At 39.8% G+C, this 25544-nt stretch carries 21 protein-coding genes and 2 other RNA genes; 17 read left to right on the top strand and 6 right to left on the bottom strand.

All coding sequences use genetic code 11. From position 1 onward, the window contains the following. Positions 1-3 precede the first annotated feature (3 nt). The 11 genes from KI363_RS05235 to KI363_RS22215 all read left to right on the top strand — a co-directional run bounded on the left by KI363_RS05235 (position 4) and on the right by KI363_RS22215 (position 11297). Entirely contained in the window at positions 4-2055 is a 2052-nt protein-coding gene (locus KI363_RS05235) for a glycoside hydrolase family 65 (protein ID WP_212965702.1), read from the top strand. 63 nt (positions 2056-2118) lie between these two features. Next, a non-coding RNA gene (gene ssrS / locus KI363_RS22515) (6S RNA) lies at positions 2119-2314 on the top strand. Between the two features lie 159 nt (positions 2315-2473). Continuing rightward, on the top strand, positions 2474-2704 hold the full coding sequence (gene secG, locus KI363_RS05230) for a preprotein translocase subunit SecG (protein WP_057984073.1): 231 nt from the start codon (positions 2474-2476) through the stop codon (positions 2702-2704). A 187-nt stretch (positions 2705-2891) separates the two neighbouring features. Then, positions 2892-3638 carry an alpha/beta hydrolase gene (locus KI363_RS05225; protein WP_212965701.1) on the top strand — a complete coding sequence of 249 codons (747 nt, stop codon included), beginning with the start codon at positions 2892-2894 and terminating at the stop codon, positions 3636-3638. A gap of 21 nt (positions 3639-3659) precedes the next feature. Further along, a complete protein-coding gene (rnr, locus tag KI363_RS05220) occupies positions 3660-5972 on the top strand; it encodes a ribonuclease R (RefSeq protein ID WP_212965700.1) in 2313 nt (770 codons plus the stop codon). A 92-nt stretch (positions 5973-6064) separates the two neighbouring features. Next, positions 6065-6532 carry an SsrA-binding protein SmpB gene (smpB, locus tag KI363_RS05215; protein WP_212965699.1) on the top strand — a complete coding sequence of 156 codons (468 nt, stop codon included), beginning with the start codon at positions 6065-6067 and terminating at the stop codon, positions 6530-6532. Positions 6533-6928: 396 nt separating this feature from the next. After that, complete coding sequence (locus KI363_RS05210) at positions 6929-7732, top strand: sugar phosphate isomerase/epimerase family protein (protein WP_212965698.1); 804 nt, start codon at positions 6929-6931, stop codon at positions 7730-7732. A 203-nt stretch (positions 7733-7935) separates the two neighbouring features. Continuing rightward, on the top strand, positions 7936-9063 hold the full coding sequence (locus KI363_RS05205; RefSeq protein WP_212965697.1) for a Gfo/Idh/MocA family protein: 1128 nt from the start codon (positions 7936-7938) through the stop codon (positions 9061-9063). 54 nt (positions 9064-9117) lie between these two features. Beyond that, complete coding sequence (locus KI363_RS05200) at positions 9118-10353, top strand: MFS transporter (RefSeq protein WP_306345157.1); 1236 nt, start codon at positions 9118-9120, stop codon at positions 10351-10353. Positions 10354-10440: 87 nt separating this feature from the next. Further along, positions 10441-11178: a type II toxin-antitoxin system Phd/YefM family antitoxin gene (locus KI363_RS05195; RefSeq protein ID WP_212965695.1), complete on the top strand. Its 738-nt coding sequence runs from the start codon at positions 10441-10443 to the stop codon at positions 11176-11178. Next, entirely contained in the window at positions 11175-11297 is a 123-nt protein-coding gene (locus tag KI363_RS22215; protein ID WP_281414070.1) for a hypothetical protein, read from the top strand. Before KI363_RS05195 ends, KI363_RS22215 begins: the two co-directional genes overlap by 4 nt. Positions 11298-11374: 77 nt before the next feature. Here KI363_RS22215 and KI363_RS05190 read toward each other — a convergent pair whose 3' ends face one another. Beyond that, positions 11375-12538, bottom strand: a complete 1164-nt coding sequence (locus KI363_RS05190; protein WP_212965694.1) for a transposase — start codon at positions 12536-12538, stop codon at positions 11375-11377. A gap of 411 nt (positions 12539-12949) precedes the next feature. Here KI363_RS05190 and ssrA point away from each other — a divergent pair. Next, positions 12950-13295, top strand: a transfer-messenger RNA (tmRNA) gene (ssrA, locus tag KI363_RS05185). 330 nt (positions 13296-13625) lie between these two features. Here the strand turns inward: ssrA and KI363_RS05180 are convergent. Continuing rightward, positions 13626-14051 carry an LAGLIDADG family homing endonuclease gene (locus KI363_RS05180; protein ID WP_246516762.1) on the bottom strand — a complete coding sequence of 142 codons (426 nt, stop codon included), beginning with the start codon at positions 14049-14051 and terminating at the stop codon, positions 13626-13628. Between the two features lie 142 nt (positions 14052-14193). Beyond that, complete coding sequence (locus tag KI363_RS05175) at positions 14194-14925, bottom strand: endonuclease/exonuclease/phosphatase family protein (RefSeq protein ID WP_246516761.1); 732 nt, start codon at positions 14923-14925, stop codon at positions 14194-14196. Positions 14926-15196: 271 nt separating this feature from the next. Between KI363_RS05175 and KI363_RS05170 the strand changes: the two genes are divergently transcribed. Beyond that, positions 15197-16777, top strand: coding sequence for an alkaline phosphatase family protein (locus KI363_RS05170; protein WP_306345156.1), 1581 nt, complete (start codon positions 15197-15199; stop codon positions 16775-16777). A gap of 162 nt (positions 16778-16939) precedes the next feature. Then, complete coding sequence (locus KI363_RS05165; protein WP_212965693.1) at positions 16940-17560, top strand: hypothetical protein; 621 nt, start codon at positions 16940-16942, stop codon at positions 17558-17560. A gap of 32 nt (positions 17561-17592) precedes the next feature. Here KI363_RS05165 and KI363_RS05160 read toward each other — a convergent pair whose 3' ends face one another. Next, positions 17593-19188 carry a YndJ family protein gene (locus tag KI363_RS05160; protein ID WP_212965692.1) on the bottom strand — a complete coding sequence of 532 codons (1596 nt, stop codon included), beginning with the start codon at positions 19186-19188 and terminating at the stop codon, positions 17593-17595. 48 nt (positions 19189-19236) lie between these two features. Beyond that, the gene (locus KI363_RS05155; protein ID WP_158324025.1) at positions 19237-20130 is read right to left on the bottom strand and encodes an AraC family transcriptional regulator; all 894 of its coding nucleotides are present in this window, start codon (positions 20128-20130) and stop codon (positions 19237-19239) included. A gap of 176 nt (positions 20131-20306) precedes the next feature. Here KI363_RS05155 and KI363_RS05150 point away from each other — a divergent pair, with 176 nt between their 5' ends. Further along, entirely contained in the window at positions 20307-22055 is a 1749-nt protein-coding gene (locus KI363_RS05150) for a glycoside hydrolase family 2 protein (protein ID WP_212965691.1), read from the top strand. A gap of 53 nt (positions 22056-22108) precedes the next feature. Here KI363_RS05150 and KI363_RS05145 read toward each other — a convergent pair whose 3' ends face one another. Then, entirely contained in the window at positions 22109-22288 is a 180-nt protein-coding gene (locus KI363_RS05145) for an H-type small acid-soluble spore protein (RefSeq protein WP_212965690.1), read from the bottom strand. A gap of 261 nt (positions 22289-22549) precedes the next feature. On the opposite strand from KI363_RS05145, the gene KI363_RS05140 reads away from it, so the two are divergent. Both KI363_RS05140 and KI363_RS05135 read left to right on the top strand, forming a co-directional pair. Next, a complete protein-coding gene (locus KI363_RS05140) occupies positions 22550-23851 on the top strand; it encodes an alpha-glucosidase/alpha-galactosidase (protein ID WP_212965689.1) in 1302 nt (433 codons plus the stop codon). 357 nt (positions 23852-24208) lie between these two features. Further along, positions 24209-25513 carry an ABC transporter substrate-binding protein gene (locus KI363_RS05135; protein WP_212965688.1) on the top strand — a complete coding sequence of 435 codons (1305 nt, stop codon included), beginning with the start codon at positions 24209-24211 and terminating at the stop codon, positions 25511-25513. The last annotated feature ends 31 nt before the right edge of the window (positions 25514-25544 follow it).

Here is a 25544-nt window from a genome sequence, read left to right as displayed (position 1 = left end):
GTAATGGATAGAAAACAGATCGTTGAACGACATAATCCGGTCATTAAAAAGGTTGAACCACTCTCACCATTATCGATTGGCAACGGGGAGTTTGGTTTTAGTTTTGATTTTACAGGGTTGCAGACCTATCCTGAGGCATATGAAAGTCCACTTGGGACACAATCCAATTGGGGCTGGCATTATACGGGGGGGAAAGATTTATATACTGAAGAGGATATCCGTTACCAAAGCTTTGATACTTATGGGAGACAGGTTCAATATCCAATGAAACCCGAAGATAAAGGAGAAGCTTATTATTGGTTACGCCAAAATCCTCATCGATTACAGCTAGGAAGAATAGCCTTTCGTTTTTTTACGGAGGACAATCATGAAATACCCGTAGAGAAGATCGAAAATATCCGGCAGCAACATCATTTATGGACAGGGATTGTGGAAAGTCGTTATACCGTTGATGGGGTGCCTGTTACGGTGTATACAGCTTGTCATCCTCATCAAGATGCCATTAGTGTAAAAGTATTATCCTCCTTATTAAGAAGTCAAAGGATCGAAGTGAAACTTTTATTCCCTGCTCCCGATGTGACGGACAACGCTTGGGCCAAAGCAATTTTTCCAGATTGGGAGGCAGATGATCGACATAGAACAGAAGTTGTAGAAAATACCGAGCAATTTGTACGATTAATGAGAGTTATGGATGAAGATTCCTATCAAGTAGGCTGGAGTTGGGAACAAGGGAAATGGGCGCAAACGGATCGACATGAATTTACCTTATCTGCAGATGGAACATCTTCTGAACTATCTTTTACCATATCATTCGCACCTGAAGATCCTGCCGTTGTAGAGGGAAAGGATGTCTTTTCAGCCAGTCAAAAACACTGGGCTGATTTTTGGCAACAAGGCGGTGCGATTGATTTTTCCGGAAGCCTTGATCCAAGGGCTTTTGAATTAGAAAGAAGGGTCATTCTTTCGCAATATTTATCCGCCATTCATAGTGGCGGATCATTACCACCACAAGAGACGGGCTATATGTATAATAGTTGGTTTGGAAAATTCCATCTAGAAATGCATTGGTGGCATGCTGCTCATTTCCCATTATGGGGACGTGCCGATATTCTTGGTAAAAGCTTAGAGTGGTATAATAAAATCCTTCCATTGGCACAAGATTTAGCAAAGAGTCAAGGATACGAAGGGGCAAGATGGCCGAAAATGGTCGGGATTGATGGCAAACAGAGTCCTTCCCCAGTTGCCACAGGACTTATCTGGCAACAACCTCATCCAATCGCCCTAGCAGAATTGCTTTATTTGGCAAAACCAACAGAGGAATTGTTGGAAAAATATAAGGAAATGATTTTTGCATCAGCAGATTTCATGGTCTCCTATGCTCAGTGGGATGAGGAAAAAGCTGCCTTTGTACTGGGTCCACCACTGATTCCAGCACAAGAATGCCACCGCATGGAAGATAGTATGAATCCCCCATATGAATTAGAGTATTGGAAATATGGATTAGAAATCGCACAAAAATGGGCGGAAAGGTTAACCATAAAGGCAAATCCAGCTTGGGCGACAGTGGCCCAATCAATATCTTCTCCTCCTGTCAAAGAAGGGGTTTATCTTGCGCATGAGCATTGTGAACAAACCTATACGGAGAAAAATCACGATCACCCTTCAATGGTAGGAGCTTTAGGCATTCTTCCTGGAACATTGGTAGATCATGAGGTTATGAGAAATACACTTAAAAAGATATATAAACATTGGGATTGGGAGAGTGCCTGGGGATGGGACTTTCCGATGTGTGCCATGACAGCCGCTCGATTGGGAGAAAAGGAAATGGCTGTAGATTTTTTAATGATGGAAGCGACAAAAAACACCTACTTACCAAATGGCCATAATTATCAACGGCCTGGGTTAACGGCTTATTTGCCGGGAAATGGTGGTCTATTAACAGCCGTGGCGATGATGGCATGTGGTTGGAAAGATGCGCCAAATTCGAACTGTCCCGGTTTTCCGGATGATGGCAGCTGGAAAATAAAACACGAAGGCCTCCACGCCTGGCTATAACGAAAATGATTGTATGTAAGGATTTGCTATTGATATATCTTCCGAAAAAGAGTAAGATACATTTAAAGGCTACATTGTTCGTACCTTTAATTAAGTTTTTCACCTAGTTAGAATTTAGGGAGTTTTACATTGAAACTGAAATGACAAATCTCTGTCTATAGGACATGGAGGACAAGCAGGAAGGTTTCTGCAAACACCCACTTAGTTTAAGTGGTGTATAAAACTTCTTTAAGTTAGATACGGCAAATGTGGCTTTTTCAATGTTCTATGACCCAGCTTCTATATGAAGCTGGTTTTTCGTTAGGAACGATAATATTGTCGCTATGCTTTAAAGGGCCTAAAAATAGATCTTGTTCATTTATCTCGTTTGTGTTACATTTGTGTTAACGTTTTATGTTCGTTTTAGGGAGGGAATTTGGTGCACACACTGCTCATTGTTTTATTATTGATTGATTCTATTGCACTTATAGGTGTTGTTCTACTTCAATCTGGAAAGAGTGCTGGACTCTCTGGAGCTATTTCTGGAGGCGCTGAGCAATTATTTGGAAAGCAAAAAGCGCGAGGAATGGATTTAATTCTTCAACGTACAACGGTAATCCTTTCTGTTTTGTTTTTTATCTTCGCCATTGCCGTGGTTATGTTTGAATAAATGTTTGAATTCGAAACCTGGTCGATATGGACCAGGTTTTTTAGTGCTTAACATATTTAATAAGTGTTGTGCAAAATGCACCGTTTTAGTGGAGAGCCCGATCATTTTTCTGGATTGTTCGATCGATCTTTGTTTAAACTAAATGAAGAGGTTGACCGCATAGATATACAGAAATGGAGTTATGAAAATGAAGATCAAATTACCACAGCCATTTACCTTTCAAGCAGGAAAAAGGGCTGTCTTATTATTACATGGATTTACTGGAAACAGTGCGGATGTTCGCATGCTAGGGCGTTTTCTTGAAAAGAAAGGTTATACAAGTCATGCACCTATCTATAAAGGGCATGGTGTTCCACCAGAAGAGTTGCTACATACAGGTCCAGAAGATTGGTGGCAGGATGTGATGAATGGTTATCAGCATCTAAAAGATTTAGGACATGAAGAAATTGCTGTGGCCGGACTTTCACTTGGTGGTGTTTTTTCTTTGAAACTGGGTTACACTGTACCTGTAAAGGGAATTATTCCCATGTGCGCTCCCGTGTTTTTTAAAACGGAGGAAGCGATGTATGATGGCGTTTTGCAGTATGCGAAAGAATACAAACAATTCGAAGGAAAATCTGAAGAACAAATTGAACAAGAAATGAATGAATTTCGAAAAACACCGATGAATACTTTGAAAGCATTGCAGGAATTAATTGCTGAAGTTCGCGGGTCTGTAGATATGATTTATAATCCTATGTTTGTTGTGCAAGCAAGAAATGACCAAATGATTAATCCGGAAAGTGCCAATATTATTTATGAAGAAGTGGAATCTTCCCAAAAAGATATTAAATGGTACGAAAAATCTGGACATGTGATTACCTTAGGGCCAGAAAAGGATTCACTTCATGAGGATATTTATCATTTTCTAGAGGGCCTAGATTGGACGGAGTAGGTGACCAAGGAGGGCTTGGAAATGGATGAGAATAGACAAAATTTTATCGATAAGGTATTAGATTATCTGCAAGAAAAAGCAAAACCGCTCACAGTTAGTGAAATTGAGGAAGAGTTACAAGTGACAGAGGCTGAAGATTTTAAAAGCCTTGTAAAGGCGCTTGTCTATATGGAAGAACAAGGCATGGTCGTGAGAACGCGAAGTAATCGCTATGGCTTACCAGAAAAAATGAATTTGATGCGGGGAATTCTGTCTGGGCATTCAAAGGGTTTTGCTTTTTTAATTCCAGATGATAAAAGCCTTGATGATGTCTTTATTCCCCCACATGAGAAAAATGGCGCTATGCATGGAGATCACGTATTGATCCGAATTTCCAATGAAAGTAAAGGATCACGACGTGAAGGGACAGTCGTCCGAATTTTAAAGCGTGGTTCTGAGAAAGTTGTCGGAACGTATTCGGAATCGAAATATTTTGGTTTTGTCATTCCCGATGATAAAAAGATTCCCGATGATATTTTTATCCCGAAAAATAAAAGCATGGGCGCGATCGATGGTCATAAGGTAGTCGTCCATATTACAACCTTCCCTGAAGATCGAAAAAATGCTGAAGGAGAAATTATCGAAATCCTTGGCCATAAAAATGATCCGGGCATTGATATTTTATCGATTATCCATCAGCATGAACTCCCACTGGCATTTCCAGACGAGGTCATGGAGCAAGCTAACCAAATCCCGGATGTCGTGGATGAAAATGATATTCCCAATCGACGCGATTTACGTGATCAAACCATTGTGACGATTGACGGAGCTGATGCAAAAGATTTAGATGATGCTGTCACACTAACCCGCCTATCAAATGGCCATTATAAATTAGGTGTGCATATTGCTGATGTCAGTTATTATGTGCAAGAGGGATCTCCTATTGATCGAGAAGCCTATGAGCGTGGAACAAGTGTCTATTTAGTAGACCGTGTGATTCCCATGATTCCGCATCGTTTATCGAATGGGATTTGTTCGTTAAATCCCCAAGTAGATCGATTCACGATCTCTTGTGAAATGGAAATTGATGGGCAAGGGGAAGTCGTTAGCCATGAGATCTTTCCCGGATTGATTAAGACAACAGAGCGAATGACTTATGAAGACGTGAATCGTATTTTAATCGAGAAGGATGAAGAGTTACGGGAGAAATACGAAGCCCTTGTGCCAATGTTTGAATTGATGGAAGAGCTTCAAGGTGTTCTCCAAAAGAAACGTATGAAACGTGGCGCGATTGATTTTGAATTTAAAGAAGCAAAGGTATTAGTGGACGAAGAAGGCAAGCCTACTGATGTCGTGATTCGCGAACGATCGATTGGAGAGCGAATCATTGAAGAATTTATGTTAATTGCCAATGAAACAGTGGCAGAGCGTTTCCACTGGATGGATGTTCCGTTTATTTATCGGATTCATGAAGACCCAAAAGAAGATAAACTCCAAAGGTTCTTTGAGTTTATTACGAATTTCGGATTGATTGTTCGCGGGACTGCTAATTCGGTACACCCACGTGCTCTTCAAGAAATTATCGAGACCGTTAAAGGGAAACCGGAAGAAATGGTGATTTCTACAGTCATGCTTCGCTCTATGCAACAGGCGAAATATGATCCGGAAAGTGTTGGCCATTTTGGGTTATCAACGAAATTTTACACGCATTTCACATCACCGATTCGACGCTATCCTGATTTAATCGTCCATCGTTTGATCCGGACTTATCTATTTGAAGGACAGTTGGACGAGCAAACGCGTGAAAAGTGGAATGCTGAGCTGCCAGATATTGCTGACCATACTTCGAAAAGGGAACGACGAGCGGTTGATGCAGAACGAGATACGGACGAGATGAAAAAAGCAGAATATATGGAAGACAAGATTGGGGAAGAATTTGATGGAATCATTAGTTCCATTACCAACTTCGGCTTATTTGTCGAGCTGCCCAATACGATTGAAGGCCTTGTCCATGTAAGTTATATGACGGATGATTATTATCATTATGATGAACGTCATTTGGCGATGATTGGGGAAAGAACGGGAAGTGTTTTCCGCATTGGTGACGAAATTACTGTTCGGGTCATCAATGTCAATAAAGATGAGCATGATATTGACTTTGAAATTGTCGGGATGAAGATGAAACGACCGAAGCAAGAAGAAAAGAAACCGCAAATCCTTAAATTGAAAAAGGGTCAAAAAACAAAGGGGCCGCAAGGAAATCGTGACAAAGATGAGTGGTCTACAAGACCGCCGCGAAAAAAGCAGAAAAAAGCTTATCGAAATAAAAGTAAAAAAGCAGGGAAAAAAAGATGATATCCATGGGTTAGAGGTAGCGACTTCTACCCCTTTTCTACTTCGTGTATAATAAAAAACAAGCACTCTATCGTTTAAAGGGGGAGAGACAATTGCCAAAAGGGGAAGGAAAACTAATAGCGCAAAATAAAAAGGCGCGCCATGATTATTTTATTGAGGAAACGTATGAAGCGGGAATGATTTTACAAGGAACCGAAATCAAATCCATTCGGGCAGGAAGAGTCAATCTAAAAGATTCCTTTGCACGGATTCAAAATGGAGAGTTGTTTTTACACAATGTCCATATTAGTCCATACGAACAAGGAAACCGTTATAATCATGACCCTTTGCGTACTAGAAAATTATTATTGCATCGTAAGGAAATTAATAAATTAATTGGAGAGTCGAAGGAACAAGGCTATTCGATTATTCCGTTGAAAATTTATATTAAAAATGGCTATGCAAAAGTATTAATTGGACTCGCCAAAGGGAAAAAGAAATACGACAAACGGGAAGAATTGAAACGAAAAGAGGCTAAGCGAGATATCGAAAGAGCCTTTCGAGAGCGACAAAAAATGTAATGATAAGAACACAAAAGTGCTAGTGTATGTAAATAGGATGGTAAAGATATAGGGAGGATAAGGATGAACAGCTAAGCCCACGTCGTCCTAGCGTAACGCTGTTCTTCCTCACATCGTGTGGGCAAAAATCGCGTTGTTAGGAACTTAACTGCTACAGGAGAAAAACGATAAATTTTGAAGTGATGAAAAAGTTGACCGGCGCATATGCTTATGCTGGACAACTTTTTTTGTTGATAGCTTATTTTTCTTAATCTATCATCACGACGATGCGCCATACTGTAGCGGTTTAATGCAGTTATAAAGACTGGCTTAAGTAAAACAAAAATATGGAGTAGTTTGAAAATAATGGTAAAATGAGAGAAGGCATAGCATTAATTGACAAGGGGGGATCTTTCTATGAAGTTATCTATTGGAGGCTATTCGTTTAGAAACACGATGTATGAGGGGAAAATGGATATTTACGGTTATTTGGAAACGGTTAAATATCGGTATGGCTTGGATACAGTCGATTTTTGGAATGGGCAATTTGCGAATCGAAGTTTTGAGGCCCCTGAAGAAAAGTATATATTCAACATTCGCGAGGCTTTGGATGAAAGAGAAATGACGTTAGTCAACTATGCGATTGATGGGGCGCATATATGGGATCCGGATCCGGAAAAACGTGAAAATTTATATCAAAATGCCCTACAACATTTAAAAATCGGTGAGATCCTTGGAGCCAAAACGATTCGAATCGATACGGGAGGCCATTTTGGTTCACATCCGGATTTTTCAATGAGTATGGAGGAAGAGCAGTTCGAATATATTGTAAACCGTTACAAGGAGTTCTGTGATCGAGCAGCCGATTTAGGTTATAAGATTGGTCCGGAAAATCATACAGGTCCTTCGTTAAGTCCGAAAAACTTGAAGAAAATTGCAGAAGCTGTGCATCATCCTAGCTTCGGGATTTTGTTACATATAGGGCGTTGGCAAGAGGACGAGAGTATTGGCGATGAAATGGTTGCTCCTTGGGTTTGTCATACCCATTTTGATGCTAGAACGGCTACAGCTGAAAATGGGGAAAGTATGATCCGCATGTTAAAAGATAGTGGGTATGATGGATATTGGAGCATTGAACATAACGCAGAGAAACACCAATATATCGAAATCGAATGGCTTTTAGGGACAGTGAAGCGATTGATTAAAAAAGCAGAAATATAATTTTAGCAGTGTTCAAAAAATCGGAAAAGAAGCTGCAACTAAGTACCGACACGTCATGTGTGAATGGGGAAGTCACCCACAAGCTTGTGGGTACGGTACCTTGGCTTTTGGCGTATGGAACGTATAGGGTCGGATGGTAACGATTGACATCATCGTTAATTGACTTGTTCCTTTTTGAACATATCCATTTTAGGGGGAGTATTATGCGGAAAATACGAATTGGTATTATCGGAGTAGGTCAGATTGGGAAAAGGCATTTAGAGTTATATGAATCGATAGAAGACGCACAAGTTGTAGCTGTATGTGATCAAAATGAGCAGGAAGCAAGAAGAGTTGCAGAAAAGTATAATATTGACCATATGTATACAGACTATCGTGAGTTAATTGCAAGAGATGACATTGAAGCAGTGGATGTTTGCTTGCATAATAATTTTCATGCGCCGATGACCATCGCTGCATTACAGGCCGATAAGCATGTTTATTGTGAAAAGCCGATCGCTGGCACTTATTTTGATGGAAATGCAATGTTAGAAACGGCAAAAGAAACCGGAAAAATGTTGCACATTCAATTGGGTACGCTTTATCGTAAGGAAACAAAAGCAGCGAAAGCACTAATTGATGATGGAAAACTGGGAAAACTTTATCATGCACGCTCAAATGGTTTTCGTAGAAGAGGTCGACCATTTGTGGATGGCTACGGGACTAAGTTTTTTACGAATAAAGCAACTGCAACTGGTGGGGCGCTTATTGATATGGGGGTATATCATATTGCCCAAATGTTATATCTCTTAGATACCCCAACGCCTACAAGAATTTCCGGGAAAGTCTATCAAGAGATGGAAATGGATCCTGTTAGGCGAGAGGAAAGTCAATTCGATGTGGAGGAATTAGCGCTAGGGTTCGTGAAATTTGCAGATGGTTTAACCCTTGATATAAGGGAAGCTTGGTCAGTGCATATGGGAGATTTCGAAGCATCTAGTATTTTAGGATCTTTAGGTGGTATTCGTTTACCTTCCATGAGGGCTGGAGGTGAGTCAACACCGTTTAGTTTTTTCTCGACTGTAAGCGATCTTGATTTAAATAGTACTGTTGACCTCAATGCGATGGATATCCGCCGCCATCGTTTAAGGGAAAATGAAGATGCCTATGATTCATCGCAGCAACATTGGATCGCCGCGCTGCAAGGAAGGGTGGACTTATTACCGACTGCCCATATCGCCTTACAAACGATGTTAATTAGTGAAGCGATTTATCTATCAGATCAAAGAGGCGAAGAAGTTTCTGCAGCAGAAGTGATTGAAAAGTCAATGTCGACCGCTATTTCATTATAAGATTAGGCTGGTAGCTTCTTTTTAAGGGGCTATTGGCTGCAAAATAATTCCAATTTGGAAAGGAACATTTGCTTGGCTCATGTAAATGCAGTAAACAAAAGTACTCTAAATTATGTAAAACTGTTTAATTTTTTTCTTTATGGCTCTATTTCAATTTTACTCTCTTTTTTTCCACTTTATTTTCAGAGTGCGGGGTTTAATAAAATGGCCATTGGCATGCTTATGGCTGGTGGACCGTTCGTTTCGATCTTTGCCAATCCTTTCTGGGGATATTGGAGTGATCGCCTGCAGAATATTCGCCGTATTTTAGTGATTATGTTGATAGGAAACTTAATTATTGTGCAATTTGTTTTCCAATTTGATTCGATGGTATGGGCCTTTATAGCAATGCTCTGTTTTTTTCTTTTCCAAACCCCATTATTTTCACAAAGTAATAGTTTGATTTTGAACACAATTGAAGGGACAAGTTATAAATTCGGCTCATTTCGATTATGGGGTTCCTTAGGTTGGGCGCTATTAGCTGTTGCAGTTAGTCCATTGATTGATTGGATCGGGATTGACAATCTCTGGATCGTTTATAGTGCCATGTTGTTTCTGACGATTTTGTTTACGATTAAGCTGCCAACAGGAAAACTAGAAGGGACAAAGAAAATAGCAAAAGGTGGATATGGTCAAGCGTTGTTTGGTAATAAATACTTTTTAGTGTTTGTTTTATTAGGTGTATTGATTTCTGTGCCCAATTCGATGAATCAAACTTTCAATTCTTTATATATTGACCAACTTGGAGGATCTGTTGTTCTAATCGGTTGGGCAGCCTTTTTGACCGCTATTTTTGAAGTGCCTGTGTTCTTATTGTTTGATCGCTATTTAAAACGGAATATCCCGGTTATGATTGGCTGCTTGATTGTTGTCAGTTTATTATTTGTACTACGTTGGTACCTCATGTCGATTGCGGTATCACCTGTGCAAATTATCTTTATTCAAATGCTTCATAGTATTAGTTTTGGTGGCTATTATTACATAGGGACGACTTTAACAGCTGAATTGATCCCTGTTGAACTGCGGGCAAGTGGACAGGCTGTCTATGCGCTCACATGGGGAGGCATATCAGGGATCATAGCGGGTTTTTTTGGTGGCTGGTTATTTGGAACACTTGGTCCACAAGTGATGTATCAGGTAAGCACAGGGATTGCATTATTCGGTGCTGTTGGCTTCAGTCTTTTGTGGATATGGATCCGAAAAGATGCGAGGTACCAAGTAAAAGCTGGTTCTGAGCGAGTAGAGCTATAAATAGATGAATGCGTTTGTCAATTTATGATTCATTAGCTATAATCAAGTTAGCTATTTTAGCTAATATGGATTGTGAGGTGGGATGCCGTGATTGTCAGTTCAACCGAAGTACAGAATAATTTTGGGAAGTATTTACAACTTGCTGCCCAAGAAGAAGTCATTATCACCCGTAATGGTACAGAAATAGCTCGATTGCAATCAATGAAGGATCATCCAACGAAGGAGGTTATATGGGACAGTTCAGTCAAGGAATCAGTAGAGCAGTATCATTTCAAAGGAAGAAAGGCTTCGTATGAGGAGTTTTTGGAATTAACTCGTGATATGGAGAATCGCTATGAATACATTGATGGAGAGATTTATTTATTGGCCTCACCAAAAACGGCCCATCAATATGCAGTCACTAAATTGTTTGGTCTATTTTTTAATACATTTCAAGATGAATGCATGCCGTTTGTCGCCCCTTATGATATTAGCTTAAAAAGACCTAACCGGAAGGATCCGAATGTTGTTCAACCAGACTTAATGGTGATTTGCGATCTGGATGATCACATAAATGAACAGGATTATTATATGGGCGTTCCATCACTTGTCGTTGAAGTGCTATCAGAAAGTACTAGAAGTAAAGATATGGTGAAAAAACTCGATCTATATATGGAATCGGGTGTGAAAGAATATTGGATCGTCAATCCATTCAATCGAGATGTCACGATCTACTATTTTGAAAAAAATGAAGTCAGTGAAACCAATACTTTCAAATACCCTGAGACTGCCAAATCTTTTCTTTTTGAAAATGTAACGGTTGAGCTGGAGAAGATTTTTAAGTGAACATGGAGTCAGCAAATATTGGCAGTCATGAATTTGAGTTTCCGCAAAATGCAGAGACGCAGGCTGAAAAACAAGAGTGTAATGTAGTCGCTGCGTTTTTAAGCCGTGTGATCGTTTAAAAAGGGTTTTTTGCGATCACTGAACTAGAGCCTTGGGCAGGCTCTTTTTTAAACGATTCACTTTTCACTTTTGCCATTCAACAGACAAGTTTCAACGTTAACTGCCGAGGTCCTGTGTTTCGTATAGGAATCCAGTCTTTGATTCCCGTTCTGGCGTGGGACAGCGTTGCTGATATGCCTTCAGCTAACTGGTAGTAATAAAATCGGATATCTTTGCGAAGCGCACGAGAATTATGAATAAGCCGTTGGAAAAGCCCGCTATGTTCGGATTCATCTGCCAAGAGCCCAAGCATGCCCATAGCATAGGTCAGAAGTTGATTCAGGTTATTCATAGACGTTAAACTTCTCACTCTAAAGTCTTCGAATCCAAAGTGCTGTTTTTTGAATCGGAAATATTCCTCAATCCGCCACCTAGACATATAGGCCCGCACAATTTGAATGGCATCCTTTTTACCCCTGATGACCTTGTTGGTAGCCAACATCATAGGTTTTTCGCCTAACCCATATACAAGCACAAGACGAATGGAACGCTTCCCCGCTGTGATCTTCACATTGAGGTGGCTTACGTAAATGGTTTCCTTTTTGACTTTCCCGTTTTCCTTGAAGGTGAGCGTCGTTTTGATCTTTCCTTTCCGTGAATCGCGCAGCACTGTGGATTTAAACCATTTTCCTTTCCAAAAGATCTTGCGATTCTCGGTTAATCGGACGATATACTGCTGCTTTTTTTGATGCATAAAGTCAAATAGGGCATTCATGTCGTACCCTCGGTCAAAGACAAAAGTTGCGTTCCTTTTAAGGTGACTGATCACAAAGTTCAATCCCTGAAATAGGACTTCATTGGTGGACTTGTAGCTTTTCTCCCAAGAGGAATGGATGCGGGAAAACAGACTGATGGGCTGTTTTTGATTGGCACTCAACCCGACGATTTCTGTGACGTGGTATCCTTTTTCGATTTTGTGGTCTTTGCTGGAGCCATCTCTGACTTTCCCCAGTGCTTCGAATGCCCGCCCATGTGGTTTAATGACATCCGAATCATCCACCAAAATGAGCGGCTCTTTTCCTAACGCCTTCACCACTTTTTGTGTGTAACGAGAAAGGATAGACGGGGACAGGGAACGCCCTAAATTCCGGCTTAATCGTTCAATGGTATTTTTAACCTGGACGGGCTCATTTAAAGCGACGGCAATGTCTTTGAGGATGATACTACCGGATTTTAAAATGCCGTAGATGGACTGGATCACGAACTTGGATTCCACTTGACCCGCTTTTGATACGATACTTTTCGCGAATTGAACTGATTTACGTTTTACTCGGTATACATCTGTGGTAGAATGGAACATGGAAAGGCCTCCTTAAAGTTGTTTAGTAGCGTTTTAGTTGGTGTTAAAATTATACCAAACAACTGAGGCCTTTTCGCTGTTTTCACCCCGATTTTCGCCACCTTTCCGTGTTTTTATTGAAAAATCACCTCTTGAATTGGTCCTACTCAGTCACCTCTTGATTTTTTGCGGAAACTCAAAAGTCATGAATCCTTGATGTTTTTAGTTGATGTGTTATAATAGGAAACGTAAGCAATTGGCTTCATCTATTCCGAGTTCCCGCTTGGATTGGGCCTAAGGATCATATCCTTATTCCTTTATATATGGGGACGTTACGGATTCGACAGGGATAGTTCGAGCTTAAGTTGCGAGTCGAGGGGATCGGCCTCGTTAAAACGTCAACGCCAATAATAACTGGCAAAGAAAACAATAACTTCGCATTAGCAGCTGCCTAATAAGGCACTGATGCGGTTCCTCCCTCCATCGCCCATGTGGTAGGGTAAGGGACTCACTCTTAGTGGGATACGCCGGAAGCTCTCCGCCTGGGGGCCAAGGAAGAGATCAATCAGGCTAGCACTTTGGAAGCCCGTCGATAGGCCGAAGAAGTCGCGAAATAACAATATATCGACTACACTCGTAGACGCTTAAGTGGCGATATTTCTGGACGTGGGTTCGATTAGTAATAGTCGCCTTATGTGGTAACACATAAGTGAAAACTTGGCTTTATCGGTGAAACCTACGTTGCAAAACTTTGCAATAGGGCAATACCGAGCGGTATGTGGAGCAATCCAACAGCCGTGTATCGACTTATAGGCTGCCATCCCAATGGGTAGTACTAGGATGCGGAAAGCTGTTTCGACAAGAGAAGCAAATCTAATTTCCGCATAAGACGCCAAGGGACCTGATACAACAGGTTCAAGATATAGTCAGTGCCATGAACGAAAGCATGGAATAGCACGTCCCACCGTCTCCACCAAATACATAATTTGGTGGTTTTTATTTTGCATTTTTATAACTGGAAAAACCTCTCTTCAAATAACAATTTGGAATTAAGACTTTTCGCATTATATTTTCCGTTTCTAGGAGTGACCCTTTCGTAATTTTCAAGTATCCAGAGTGCGCGGCTTCTTTTTTGATGTATTCTTAAGTAAGGGCTAACACTTCTTAATATATAAAGAACGTTTTCTTTTTTCTTTATATTTAATGTATAAGAATCCTTATGTTTATCTGGCCTATAGTTCTTTTTACTATTAATGTATCCACCTGTTAAAGTTTGAATATAAACTAAAAGTTCTTTGTCTGATGAAGAAATGGTTATACAAGGTCGTCGGAATTCTTTTTTGTGCATTCTTGTCAATGTAATTGATCCCTCTCCGTCAATAATTCCTGCTAAATAAGCTGCTTCCCAATCCTTCATAATTTCACCTCTGTTCATATGAAAAATAATTCCCCCTTAACCTATTATACCATTTTTACCTTTGCCTTTTAGGGAATTATAGCGAAATAGAACAAAAAGATTTAATCTTCAGAGCGGGTTTTGGACAAGCGTTCTAACTAAAGAATAATAAAAAATCTATTTAACTTTTGTAATGCAGCATTGCTATTACTGGCAAGTGATCAGAGGCATTTGGTATGTTTGTGACAACCTTTGCCTCCGTTACTTTAAAATCACGACTAGTAAATATATAATCCAATCTAGATCTTGGGTGAAGTGAAGGGTAAGTATAACCTGGACCTTCACCGGCAATATGCCAAACATCTTGAAACTTGTTAGTTACCTTTCTCCATCCTTTTGAGCGCGGTTTCATATTCCAATCTCCCATTAATATGATTGGTTCGGATTTTTTATCAAGATGACTGATAATAAAATCTGTTTGCTTTCTATGAAGAAACGGATTAAGACTTAAGTGCGTGACATTGATTTGGAAAGATCGTGTATGTACCTGAATGGTTGCATCTAGTAAAGACCTCTCTTCTAAACCCCCATATAGTGTATTCAGTGAATGAGATCTCTTACAAGTAATGGGAAATCGGGATAAAAGAGCATTTCCATATTGGCGTACCTCTGTCACGTGCTGTGACTCTATAGAAATAGACGGGCTAAAAGCATATTCCAGTTTTAGTTGGTTGGCAAGCCAAACAGCTTGATCCTCAAAATGACTACGATTAGAAAAATGGTTATCAACTTCATTTAGCCCAACGATATCAGCATGACAACGATCGATCACTTCCGCAATTCTGTATAGATTCGTTTGCTTATCCATTCCTTTCCCATGATGGATATTAAAAGTCATGGCCTTGATCTCCAAAGTCTACTCTCCTCAAAAATGATTTATCAAATTTTCCAAATTTAATGGTCACTCTTCTGTAAGGTTAAAAAGCGATGCTAAATGCTTTACGGTTTTCATTTAATCTGTATTAAAATAACCAATAATTCAAGTCGTATTCTAATCATTCTCTTGGCTCTCATCCTACTCCATTCCGCAATCGTTTGAAAAGTATAGAATTAGTTCCGGGAAGGTATGCTAAATATATTGCCCCCGAAATATCATTTTAATAATCGAAAAGGAAAGAAAAAGGATGAAGAAAATGTTATATATTTTAATCATTATTGTCATCTTGCTAGTCATCTTTTTTTTAATAAGAGGTCTTAAACATGAAAATCAGTCCTTGACACAGAAAAATATTACACAAACGGAGAATCCCGTTATTCTGCTAATCATTGATTCCTTAATGGACAAACCGCTGCAGAAGGCAATCAAAGAAGGCCGTGCCCCGGCATTAAAATATTTAATAGAACATGGCCACTATTATCCAAACCTGATTAGTAGCTATCCAACGATGTCCGTCACGATTGACAGCTCCCTTTTAACCGGTACCTATTCGGATAAACATCGGGTTCCAGGCCTTGTTTGGTATGATGAAAAAGAAAAGCGGATCGTGAATTATGGAAGCGCGAAAGAAGAGGTATTTAAAGTAGGAATAAAAAATGTAGTGGAAGACAATTTTTATCATTTAAATCATTCCCACTTAAGCCGTGATGTAAAAACGATCCATGAAAAATTAGCGGAGAAAGGGTTGCAAAGTGCATCCATAAACGCGTTGGTCTATCGTGGTAACGAAAAAATGACGTTAAAGCTATCGAAACTGTTAGCGAAGTTCGACGTGATGCCGGAAAAATTAAACATTGATACGCCGTTATTATTTTCTTATGGTGCATTGGCACAGTTCAGCCCGAAAAACAATCAAAATAATCAAGTTTGGAAAAAGGTTGGATTTAATGATAAATTCACCGCCCAAGAATTAATATATATCATCCAAAATGGAAAGCTTCCTGCTTTTACGATCGCCTATTTTCCGGATCTTGATCAAGAGGTTCATAAACATGGCCCTACAGATCACATAGATGCGATCGAAAAAATAGATAAGCAACTTCAGGAAGTATTGAATACGTACGAGTCGTGGGATAAAGCATTGCAGTCTGCCGTTTGGATTGCGATGGGGGACAGCGGACAAGCGAAGGTAGGGAAAGACAAAAGTAAATCTTTCATCCACTTAAACAAGATTTTGGATCATTATCAAATACACAAAATCACGGAGCCAGTAAAACAAGAGGATCAAATCGTCTTAGCCTATAATGAAAGAATGGCTTTCATCTATAATGTAGATCAAAAACTAACAAATGAGGAAATTGTCCAGAAATTAAAAAAAGATGATCGAATGAATTTGATCGCCTGGAAAAGTGAGACCAATGTGAATGTAGTAGCGAACGGTCAGCAAGGAAATTTAACCTTCCGGCCGAACGGTGATTTCAAAGATGCCTACGGCCAATCTTGGTTTTTAACAGGTGAACATTCTATTTTGGATCTTACGGTAAACAATTCCCATATCGAATATGGGAATTACCCAGATGCTCTAGCACGATTACACACTGCATTAAATTCCCATTCTGGAAATTATATCATCGTTGATGCAAAACCCGGTTTTGAATTTGCAGGTGATGGAACGCCTATTCATCCTGGAGGCGCGGCACATGGATCAATCCACAAACAGGACTCATTGATACCAATGATTGTCACGGGGACAGAAACAAAGCCAAAACATTTGCGAATTGTTGATTTATATCCCTGGTTTTTACAACTAATGAATAAGGGAGACTGAAAGCGTTGAAAAATCCATCACAAATAGTGTGTTTAGTGTGATAAAGAAAAGAAGACGGCCATTGAAGTAATCTACAATATCGTTTTTTTGATCGTTATCTTAATGATTTTCCCTTTTCTGGTTAAACTAACAAGCGATATCGATGAAAAGGAGTGTTTGTTTTTGCTAAAGATTAAAACTTTGCTTGTTGCTCTTTGTTTTTCCATAATGGGGCTTGGTACTTTTACAACGAACGTCTCGGCCCATGATTCTGTTCATTTTCAAATGAATGAAGCAGAATATCAGTCTCTAATAGAACAGGGCTATTCGAAAAAGGATATATTTCGTGCAAAAGGAATTGCTCATTTAGCCAAAAAGGATATTGGGGATGTATTGGACCACTATCAAAAGAGCGGCTCTTGGGAAAAAACAGCTGCTCATTTTGGTATTGATGTTAAAAAATTGAAGGCCAAACATAAAAAGATGAAAGCTAAGCATGAAAAAATGAAAAAGTTTTATATGGAAAATAAAGAGGAGATTTTCGCATATATCGCAGGATATTCTGCTATCTCTCAAGAAGAGCTAAGAAAGATTCAGGTGGAAAATTCCTTGAAAACTCATCATTTAATGAAGGCAGCGGTAATTGCTAAGTTAAGTAACAGTGCCTTGGTGGATGTCGTAAATGAGCATAAAGCAGGGAAAAAGTTTTATGAAATTGCGCAAAATCGAAATGTAAAAAAAGCGGAATTCAGAAAAGAACTGAAAAGAATTCATAGCAAAATCAAGGAAAGCATCAACTCCTAAGCAAAATGAGGGCCCCGCGTATGGTAGCCCTCTTATTTTTGGTGGATTTTATAATCAATTGTTAGAAATGGAAGTCGAAAAATCCACATTCTATGTTTGGCTGTCAACTCTCCTCTTTTAACCTCTTCGATCCGAAAACATTCTTCCAATGGCAATTTGAATAAATGCTTTTTCCAAGCAAGATAAATGCCAGCATCAGATTGTGGTTGGTTTCTTTTACTCGTTAATTGTAACCCTGTGCCAAGCTGCTTTACATCTAAGATTCCAATCATCGTAGACCATGGCAAAGGAAGGGCGATATTCATGTATGTTTTGGGTTTTGTCGTATGCTCCGAATAAAGGGCAACGAATACGACCTCGTCCTCGATCTTTCGTACCCATGCCCTTGGCGCAACTCTCCCATCCACGTTCTCCTGAATGGTCAAAATTCCCCCTGTCATTTCCACTTCTTTACTTGAAAGGGGCAAATTGATTTGTTGCACATATCGACTGCATAGTCGATATATTGCCGCAAACGGCTTAAACCAACTAGACCATTTTATTTTAGAAGAAAGACGATAATCAATGGTTCGCTCGTAAAAATCAATAATGGTGGGCGAGAGTGTACGAGCATTGATTTCATAGACACCCATATCGTCGACAAGTCCGTGGTAGATTGACCTGTTTTCTTCTTCTTTAACCTTTTCAAGGATTTTCTCGCCAATCACCCATTTTCCGCGAATATTGCTAATCGGAAAGGATGAATTTTTGGTTTTTGACTTTGGCACATAGAGGGACCAACCGACTACACCAAGCAGGCCAAATACAAGACAATTCAAAACGCCGTGAAAACGCAGCATAAAGTCAATATTGACAATAAAGGTATGAGATAGATTTCCGTATGCATATAAAAGCGAAAAACTAATCGAGACAGCTAATGAGAGAAAGGAAATACGCACGAGCCATTTTTGCCAATTGTTTTGGAAGGAACTTTTGAAAGCTAAAACGATTATTCCAGCAATTCCGACGATATAGATAAGGACGGAAAGCAACTCAATCCAGCGAGAAAAAGTGATTCCCATCGCGACGATCAGCGGTGATGCTAAAAGCAAACTGGTGACCCATTGGTAAGCAGGAGGCTTTGACAATCTTCCTAAAAAGCCAATAAAAATCGGCAATAAAAAAGCGGAATAATGAAAATGGATGGCTGTTAACCAAGTAAGCATTGCCGAAAAGCCGGTGTTCCATCCTGCTTCATAGGCCAAAAACCAGGCTCCGCCCATTGCCAAATAAATCAGTCCAAGATCAATAGAAAATTCCTCTAGATTAACGAAGCCTCTTTGTAAAAATCGTCCTATGCCATAGATGGCAATGATGACAGTAAAAAGAAAATAAATAGCCGCAATCCAGCCATCCCATTGTGTTTGCTCTGTCCACTGTAAAAAAGCGATAGCTCCGTAAGCCGGTATGGCAAAATAAAAATAATTCCTGCTGAACCAGTCCTGTTTCTTTATCACCAATTGTAAGACAACTGGAATATAAAGAATTTGGGCGATCGTCAACATCGTGGAAGGCCAGGGCAGTATGCTGAAAGCGGCGATTAAAATAAATAAAAGACAATGAAGAAATGTGAATTTACGTAGGCTCATGAGCGTTAAAATCTCCTTCATTCACCTCAATTAGGGGTATTAGATATTTTAATCCACAACAATATGATCAACGGGTACAGTATGCTTACTTTCACGAAATTGACCTGGAGACATACCAATCTTTTTATGAAAGACCTTGCTAAAATAGTTTCCGTTTGAATAGCCAACCAATCTAGCAATCTCTTGAATGGTCTGATCGGAGGAACGGAGTAATTCCATCGCTTTATCAATCCGAATTTTTGTTAAATAGTTTAAGGGTGTCATGGACGTTGTTTTATGAAACAGCCGGGTGAAATGATATTTGGATAATCCAGATGCTTCTACTAAATCATTCAGCCCAATGGGTTTATCATAATGTTTCTGTGCGAATAAGGCGGCCTTGTTAATGGGTTCGGGCCATTGTTGAGCAGATAAACCAATATTACGGGCAAAACGATAAAGCTCCATCATGAATGCATACCCTAAGGCTGAAGCTTGATAGGCGTCTGTGATTTTTTTCTCCACAGCCTTTTGGTAAATCGTTAATAATAATTGAATGGTGGCTGATTCGGGTGGAAAGGTAATCACATGGCCCTTTTTCTCATGGATAAATTGAAAGGCTGTTTGGATTTCCTTTCCATATAATGTAATGTGAATAAACTCCCAATGCTCACTATCCCGAGGAAAGAAATAGCGATGTCGACTAGGTAACTCGACTAGAAAAGCCTGTCCAGATGTTAAGGGGTGGCTATTTCCGTCTATCTCAATCATCCCCCGTCCTGATAATGTGTATTGAAAGACATATTTTCCAACTTCTCTACGCGTGAGGCCATCCCAATTATAATCGGGGGAATACACGTTTTCCCAGCCGATCGAATAAATTCCGACAATCTCGTCTTGATGACACCCGTGAAACCTGAAACCGAAAGATTCATATTTTTTGTTGGTGTTTTCAGATAGCAATATAATACCCTGCTTTCTATTTTTTTACCATTGAAATGATGGATGAATGATTCTTATGATGAATATAGCAATAACGCGAAAGGAATACAATTGTAAATAGGTTATTTTTATTTCTTTCCGTTACTTTTTGTGCATAGGTTTATCATAGGTTCTATTAAAATGGAGGTAGATGATCGATGACAATTCGAAATGAATATCCACGTCCACAGTTGGAAAGAAAGGAATGGCTCAATTTAAATGGAGAATGGCAGTTTGCTTTCGATCATGGGAAGAGTGGGATTGAACGTGAATTTTACAAGGAAGGCCCCTTTACGAACACGATACAAGTTCCTTTTTGCCCAGAAAGTGAGCTTTCGGGCATTGGCTATACCGATTTTATGGCAGCGGTATGGTATAAGAGAGTGGTTCAAATCCCGGAGAGTTGGTTGAATCAACGGATTATTCTCCACTTTGGGGCGGTCGATTATCATGCCCATGTATGGGTGAATGGCCAAAAGGCAGGGGAGCACAAAGGAGGATACACCCCCTTTTCATTGGATGTGACCAATTTTCTCAATGGTGAGGAAGCGATCATTGTTGTTTGTGCAGAGGATGATACTCGTTCTGGTTTGCAACCGCGTGGAAAACAAAGTGGCAGGTATTATTCAGCTGGCTGTGATTATACACGCACAACGGGCATTTGGCAGACCGTTTGGATGGAGGCTGTTCCAGAGACTTATATAAAAAAGACAGCCTATAAAACCAATCCTAAGTCAGGTACTGTATCGATTGAAGCCTATTTAAACCAATATGAAAAAGAATTGGTATTAGAACTAGAGGCGACTTACAAAGGAAAGGGTGTCGCAAAAGAAACGGCTTATGTATCCGGATCTCATATTCATGCCAATCTTTCATTATCAGAAATCCATCTTTGGGAACCAGGCAAACCTCAACTTTATGATCTGACCCTTTCCCTTAAGAAGGCAGGGCGAGTGGTTGATCAAGTGGAAAGTTATTTTGGCGTCCGGTCTGTTTCGATTGAAGACAAAGCGATTTTGATCAATGACAAGCCAATCTTCCAGCGCTTGGTGCTTGATCAAGGTTTTTATCCTCAAGGGATTTACACAGCACCAACAGATGAAGATTTAAAGAAAGATATAGAAATCTCGATGGAAATGGGATTTAATGGAGCACGGATGCATGAAAAGATCTTTGAACCTCGCTTTCTCTATTGGGCAGATCAGCTTGGCTATCTTGTTTGGGGGGAACATGGAAACTGGGGGTTAGATATTACAGGGTCCAAAGGATTAGAGCGTTTTTTGCCTGAATGGATGGAAGCTGTTGAAAGGGATTTTAATAGTCCAGCACTGATCGGCTGGTGTCCATTTAATGAAACATGGGATCAAAACGGGACACGACAAAATGATGAAGTGCTTCGCATTACGTATGAAGTGACAAAACGTTTGGACCCCACACGTCCTGTGATTGATACAAGTGGGAATTTCCATGTTGTGACAGATGTCTTTGATATCCATGATTATGAACAGAATGTGGAAAAATTCGCGGAAAAGTTTGCAGAAATGGGTCGTGGAGGAAAAGCCTATGTGACGTTTGCGGATCGTCAACAATATGAAAATCAGCCTTATTTTGTAAGTGAATACGGTGGGATTTGGTGGAACCCTGGAGAAAAAGAAGGTTGGGGCTATGGAGATAAGCCGGAATCTAAAGAAGCTTTCTTGCAAAGGTATAAGGGATTAACGGAAACCCTATTAAAAAATCCGGCTATTTGTGCGTTTTGCTATACCCAACTTTATGATATTGAACAAGAGGTTAATGGTCTATATACGTATGAGCGTAGGGCGAAATTTGATCCGTCTATAATTCGGAATATAAACAGCCAAAAGGCAGCGATTGAAATTGCATATGAACAGAAAGAAAGAGAGTAGGATTTCAAACTAAAAATTCATTTGCCACCCTTATGAAAAGAGTGGCAAATGGATTATACTTCCTCTAATTCAGTTATTTCCACGACAGATTTCTCCTCAAGTGGGCCTCGTAGATGAACGGTTGCAGTTTTGCCATCTTCATGTAGGCTATCAATCCAGACGGAAACACCATTATAGTTCACATCAATATCCGAGGACGAGGACAATATTTGTTTGATTCGGTTTACATCCATTATATTCACTTCCTATCATGTTTCCTTCTATTTTTTCAATGGAGATGATATTTATACATATGGAAATGAAAAACAGGAAGAATTCCTCTACATCTTGCTGTCGAGTCATAACAGCAATATTTCACCCTTTTTTCGCTTCTTTTTACCATTGTAACATTTTCGATTAACGTCTATCATAAAGATAATTCATATGAATCGCTTTTTCATATGGTACGAAAATAGCAATAAGTTGCTATGATTTTTTAAGGAGGCATGAATATTATGTCAAAAATCACTTTTTTAGGTGCAGGAAGTACGGTGTTTGCAAAAAACGTACTGGGAGATTGCATGCTCGTTCCGAGTATTCAAGGGTTTGAATTCGCTTTATTTGATATTGATCAAGAGAGATTGAAAGATTCAGAGGATATGTTGAATAATTTAAAAGCGACTACAGGTTCTACCGTCCATATTAAAGCGTACACAGATCGTAAAGAGGCTCTACGGGGTGCTAAATATGTCATAAATGCCATTCAAGTTGGCGGTTATGATCCTTGTACGATTACGGACTTTGAGGTACCGAAAAAATACGGTTTGCGCCAAACGATCGCTGATACAGTTGGAATCGGTGGGATTTTCCGAAATCTAAGAACGATTCCGGTGATGCTTGACTTTGCGAAAGACATGCAGGAGGTTTGTCCAGATGCTTGGTTCCTGAATTACACGAATCCAATGGCTGTGCTGACAGGAACGATGATTCGCTATGGCGGCATTAAAACAGTAGGCCTATGCCATAGTGTCCAAGCTTGTGCGCCCGGTCTTCTGAAATCATTGGATATGCCAACAGACAATATTCAATGGAAAATTGCTGGGATCAATCATATGGCCTGGTTACTAGAAATTACTCGCAATGGGGAGGATCTCTATCCGGAAATTAAAAAGCGAGCAGAAGAAAAGCAAAAAACGAAGCATGATGATATGGTGCGGTTTGAGCTGATGAAAAGGTTTGGTTACTATATTACCGAATCTTCTGAGCATAATGCTGAATACCATCCGTATTTTATCAAAGAACGCTATCCAGAATTAATTGAGAAGTTTAATATCCCACTTGATGAATATCCACGTCGCTGTGTCAATCAAATCGAGGGTTGGAAAAATATGCGCAATGATTTGGTAAACGATAAAGAATTAAAACATGAAAGAACTCATGAATATGGATCCTATATAATCGATGCAATGGAAACCGATGTCCCTTTTAAAATTGGCGGGAACGTCCTGAATACCGGTCGTTTAATTAGTAATTTACCTGAAAAAGCAGTGGTAGAGGTTCCGTGCCTTGTGGATCGTAGTGGCGTGACGCCAACATATGTTGGAGATTTACCAGAGCAACTGGCGGCTTTAAACAGAACGAACATCAATACACAGTTGTTGACCATTGAAGCCGCTATTACTCAGAAGAAAGAACATATTTATCAAGCAGCCATGCTAGATCCTCATACCTCAGCAGAATTATCCATTGATGATATTGTCGCACTTTGTGATGATTTGATTGAAGCGCATGGAGATTGGCTGCCTAAATATCAATAAGCGCGTCCCTTTGTTTCTTTAATGAAAATTGAATAGAGACGAAGTGAATGTAAAGTGTATCGTTTGTAAGGGACATTTTTAAAAAAATAGGCAGTTTAAGAAGATGATCCCTGTATCGAACAGGGGTTATCTTTTTTTAATTCCATTGAGTTTAAGTCAAATATCCAGCAGCAATATTTTACCTTTCTTTCATATCTTTTTTACTGTTATAACCGCATTTGCCTGTACGTATTATGTATATAGCGGTACATCTTTAAGCAAGAATTGGCTGTCCAATTGCGGACGGGCCAATGGAAGCAAATTTAACACCCTTTATGAAAACGGATTCATAAATTAATCTTATTGGAGGGGATGATTATGTTCATGAACAAGCAATTGTGGTTGACTGTTATGCTCCTTGTATCTCTATTTCTATTTGGTTGCAATAAAGAAAAAGTTGTCACTTCCGATCCTGGAGGGAGTGATGAACAAAAAGAGGATATCACCCTGACGATTATGATGTGGGATGATTGGGGACAAGGTTTTGACGCGAATATTAAAGAGGTAGTGGAAGAACAATTTCCCCATATTACTGTAAAAAATATCGGTGGGGATACTGGTAATAAAGATTGGATTGAAGAGGCACTTACCGCTGGGAATGTACCGGATCTTATTTTTGCTCATCGTCAATACCATGTCAATCTTTTAGAAGAATATGAGCTGAATTATGATATGACGGAATTACTAGAAAAACATGCCTTTGATTTATCTCGTTACGATCCAGCTCATTTAGATGAGTGGAGGTCTTGGGCAAACGGAGAACTTTGGTTGTTGCCTTTTATGGCTGATCGCTATGCCTTGCACTATAATAAAGACATTTTCGATTTATTTGGCGTTGAATATCCAACGGATGGGATGACATGGAAAGAAGTGATCACTCTTGCATCCCAAGTAACAGGGGAGAGGAACGGCGTTCAATATCAAGGGCTGGATATCACAGGAAATGGGCATTTGCCTATGACTCAAATCATTGGAAAAACTCAATTAATTGACCCTGAAACAGACGAAGTATTATGGACAAAAAGTCCCTATGTGAAGCAATGGCTCGAAATGGTGGAGAGTGTTTATAATATGCCAGGGAATGAAAAGCCGGAAGGGGACGCTTGGACAGAATCTAGAACATTGGCGATGAGACCTTTATGGCTGGATATGGGCACGCCTGAAGATTTAAACTTTGATATTGTCACTTTCCCACAATGGGAAGATGCGCCCAATGTCGGTCCGTTGGCAGGCGGTTGGGGGCTTGGTATTACAGAGCCGAGCCAACATAAGGACGAAGCGATGGAAGTAATGAAATTTTTATATTCTGATGAACATATTGGATTTTTAGGAGAATCACCTATCCACGCTCCATTTAAACATTTATTTGAAGAAAAAGATATCGATGGGATGCTGGTGGGTGAAAGATTGGAAAAGTTTAAAGGGAAAAATTTGCAAGCATTATACAAGCTAGAAGCCGCCGGCGGTCCTGAATCCCGCTCAGAATTTGATGTTGGTGCTTTTCAACAAATAGAGCGTTTGGGCCAGGATTTCATCGAATCAGGGCAGGATGTCAACACCTTTATCCGAGAACTTACGGAAAAGGAGGAAATTAGAATTAAGGATGAAAAAGGGGCAAGCTGACGCTGAAGCGAGGCCCCTTTGTATATTACTT

The sequence above is a fragment of the Lederbergia ruris genome (assembly GCF_018332955.1).
GTDB classification, from domain to species: Bacteria; Bacillota; Bacilli; order Bacillales; family Bacillaceae_C; genus Lederbergia; species Lederbergia ruris.
The sequence above is the reverse complement of the archived record's forward strand: the minus strand, read 5'-3'. Positions and strand labels throughout refer to the sequence as shown.

Coding starts and splice junctions, on each gene's coding strand:
- KI363_RS05235 (WP_212965702.1), top strand. CDS start 4: ATGGATAGAAAACAGATCGTTGAACGACATAATCCGGTCATTAAAAAG.
- KI363_RS05225 (WP_212965701.1), top strand. CDS start 2,892: ATGAAGATCAAATTACCACAGCCATTTACCTTTCAAGCAGGAAAAAGG.
- rnr (WP_212965700.1), top strand. CDS start 3,660: ATGGATGAGAATAGACAAAATTTTATCGATAAGGTATTAGATTATCTG.
- KI363_RS05210 (WP_212965698.1), top strand. CDS start 6,929: ATGAAGTTATCTATTGGAGGCTATTCGTTTAGAAACACGATGTATGAG.
- KI363_RS05205 (WP_212965697.1), top strand. CDS start 7,936: ATGCGGAAAATACGAATTGGTATTATCGGAGTAGGTCAGATTGGGAAA.
- KI363_RS05180 (WP_246516762.1), bottom strand. CDS start 14,051: ATGAACAGAGGTGAAATTATGAAGGATTGGGAAGCAGCTTATTTAGCA.
- KI363_RS05170 (WP_306345156.1), top strand. CDS start 15,197: ATGAAGAAAATGTTATATATTTTAATCATTATTGTCATCTTGCTAGTC.
- KI363_RS05160 (WP_212965692.1), bottom strand. CDS start 19,188: ATGAGCCTACGTAAATTCACATTTCTTCATTGTCTTTTATTTATTTTA.
- KI363_RS05150 (WP_212965691.1), top strand. CDS start 20,307: ATGACAATTCGAAATGAATATCCACGTCCACAGTTGGAAAGAAAGGAA.
- KI363_RS05145 (WP_212965690.1), bottom strand. CDS start 22,288: ATGGATGTAAACCGAATCAAACAAATATTGTCCTCGTCCTCGGATATT.
- KI363_RS05140 (WP_212965689.1), top strand. CDS start 22,550: ATGTCAAAAATCACTTTTTTAGGTGCAGGAAGTACGGTGTTTGCAAAA.
- KI363_RS05135 (WP_212965688.1), top strand. CDS start 24,209: ATGTTCATGAACAAGCAATTGTGGTTGACTGTTATGCTCCTTGTATCT.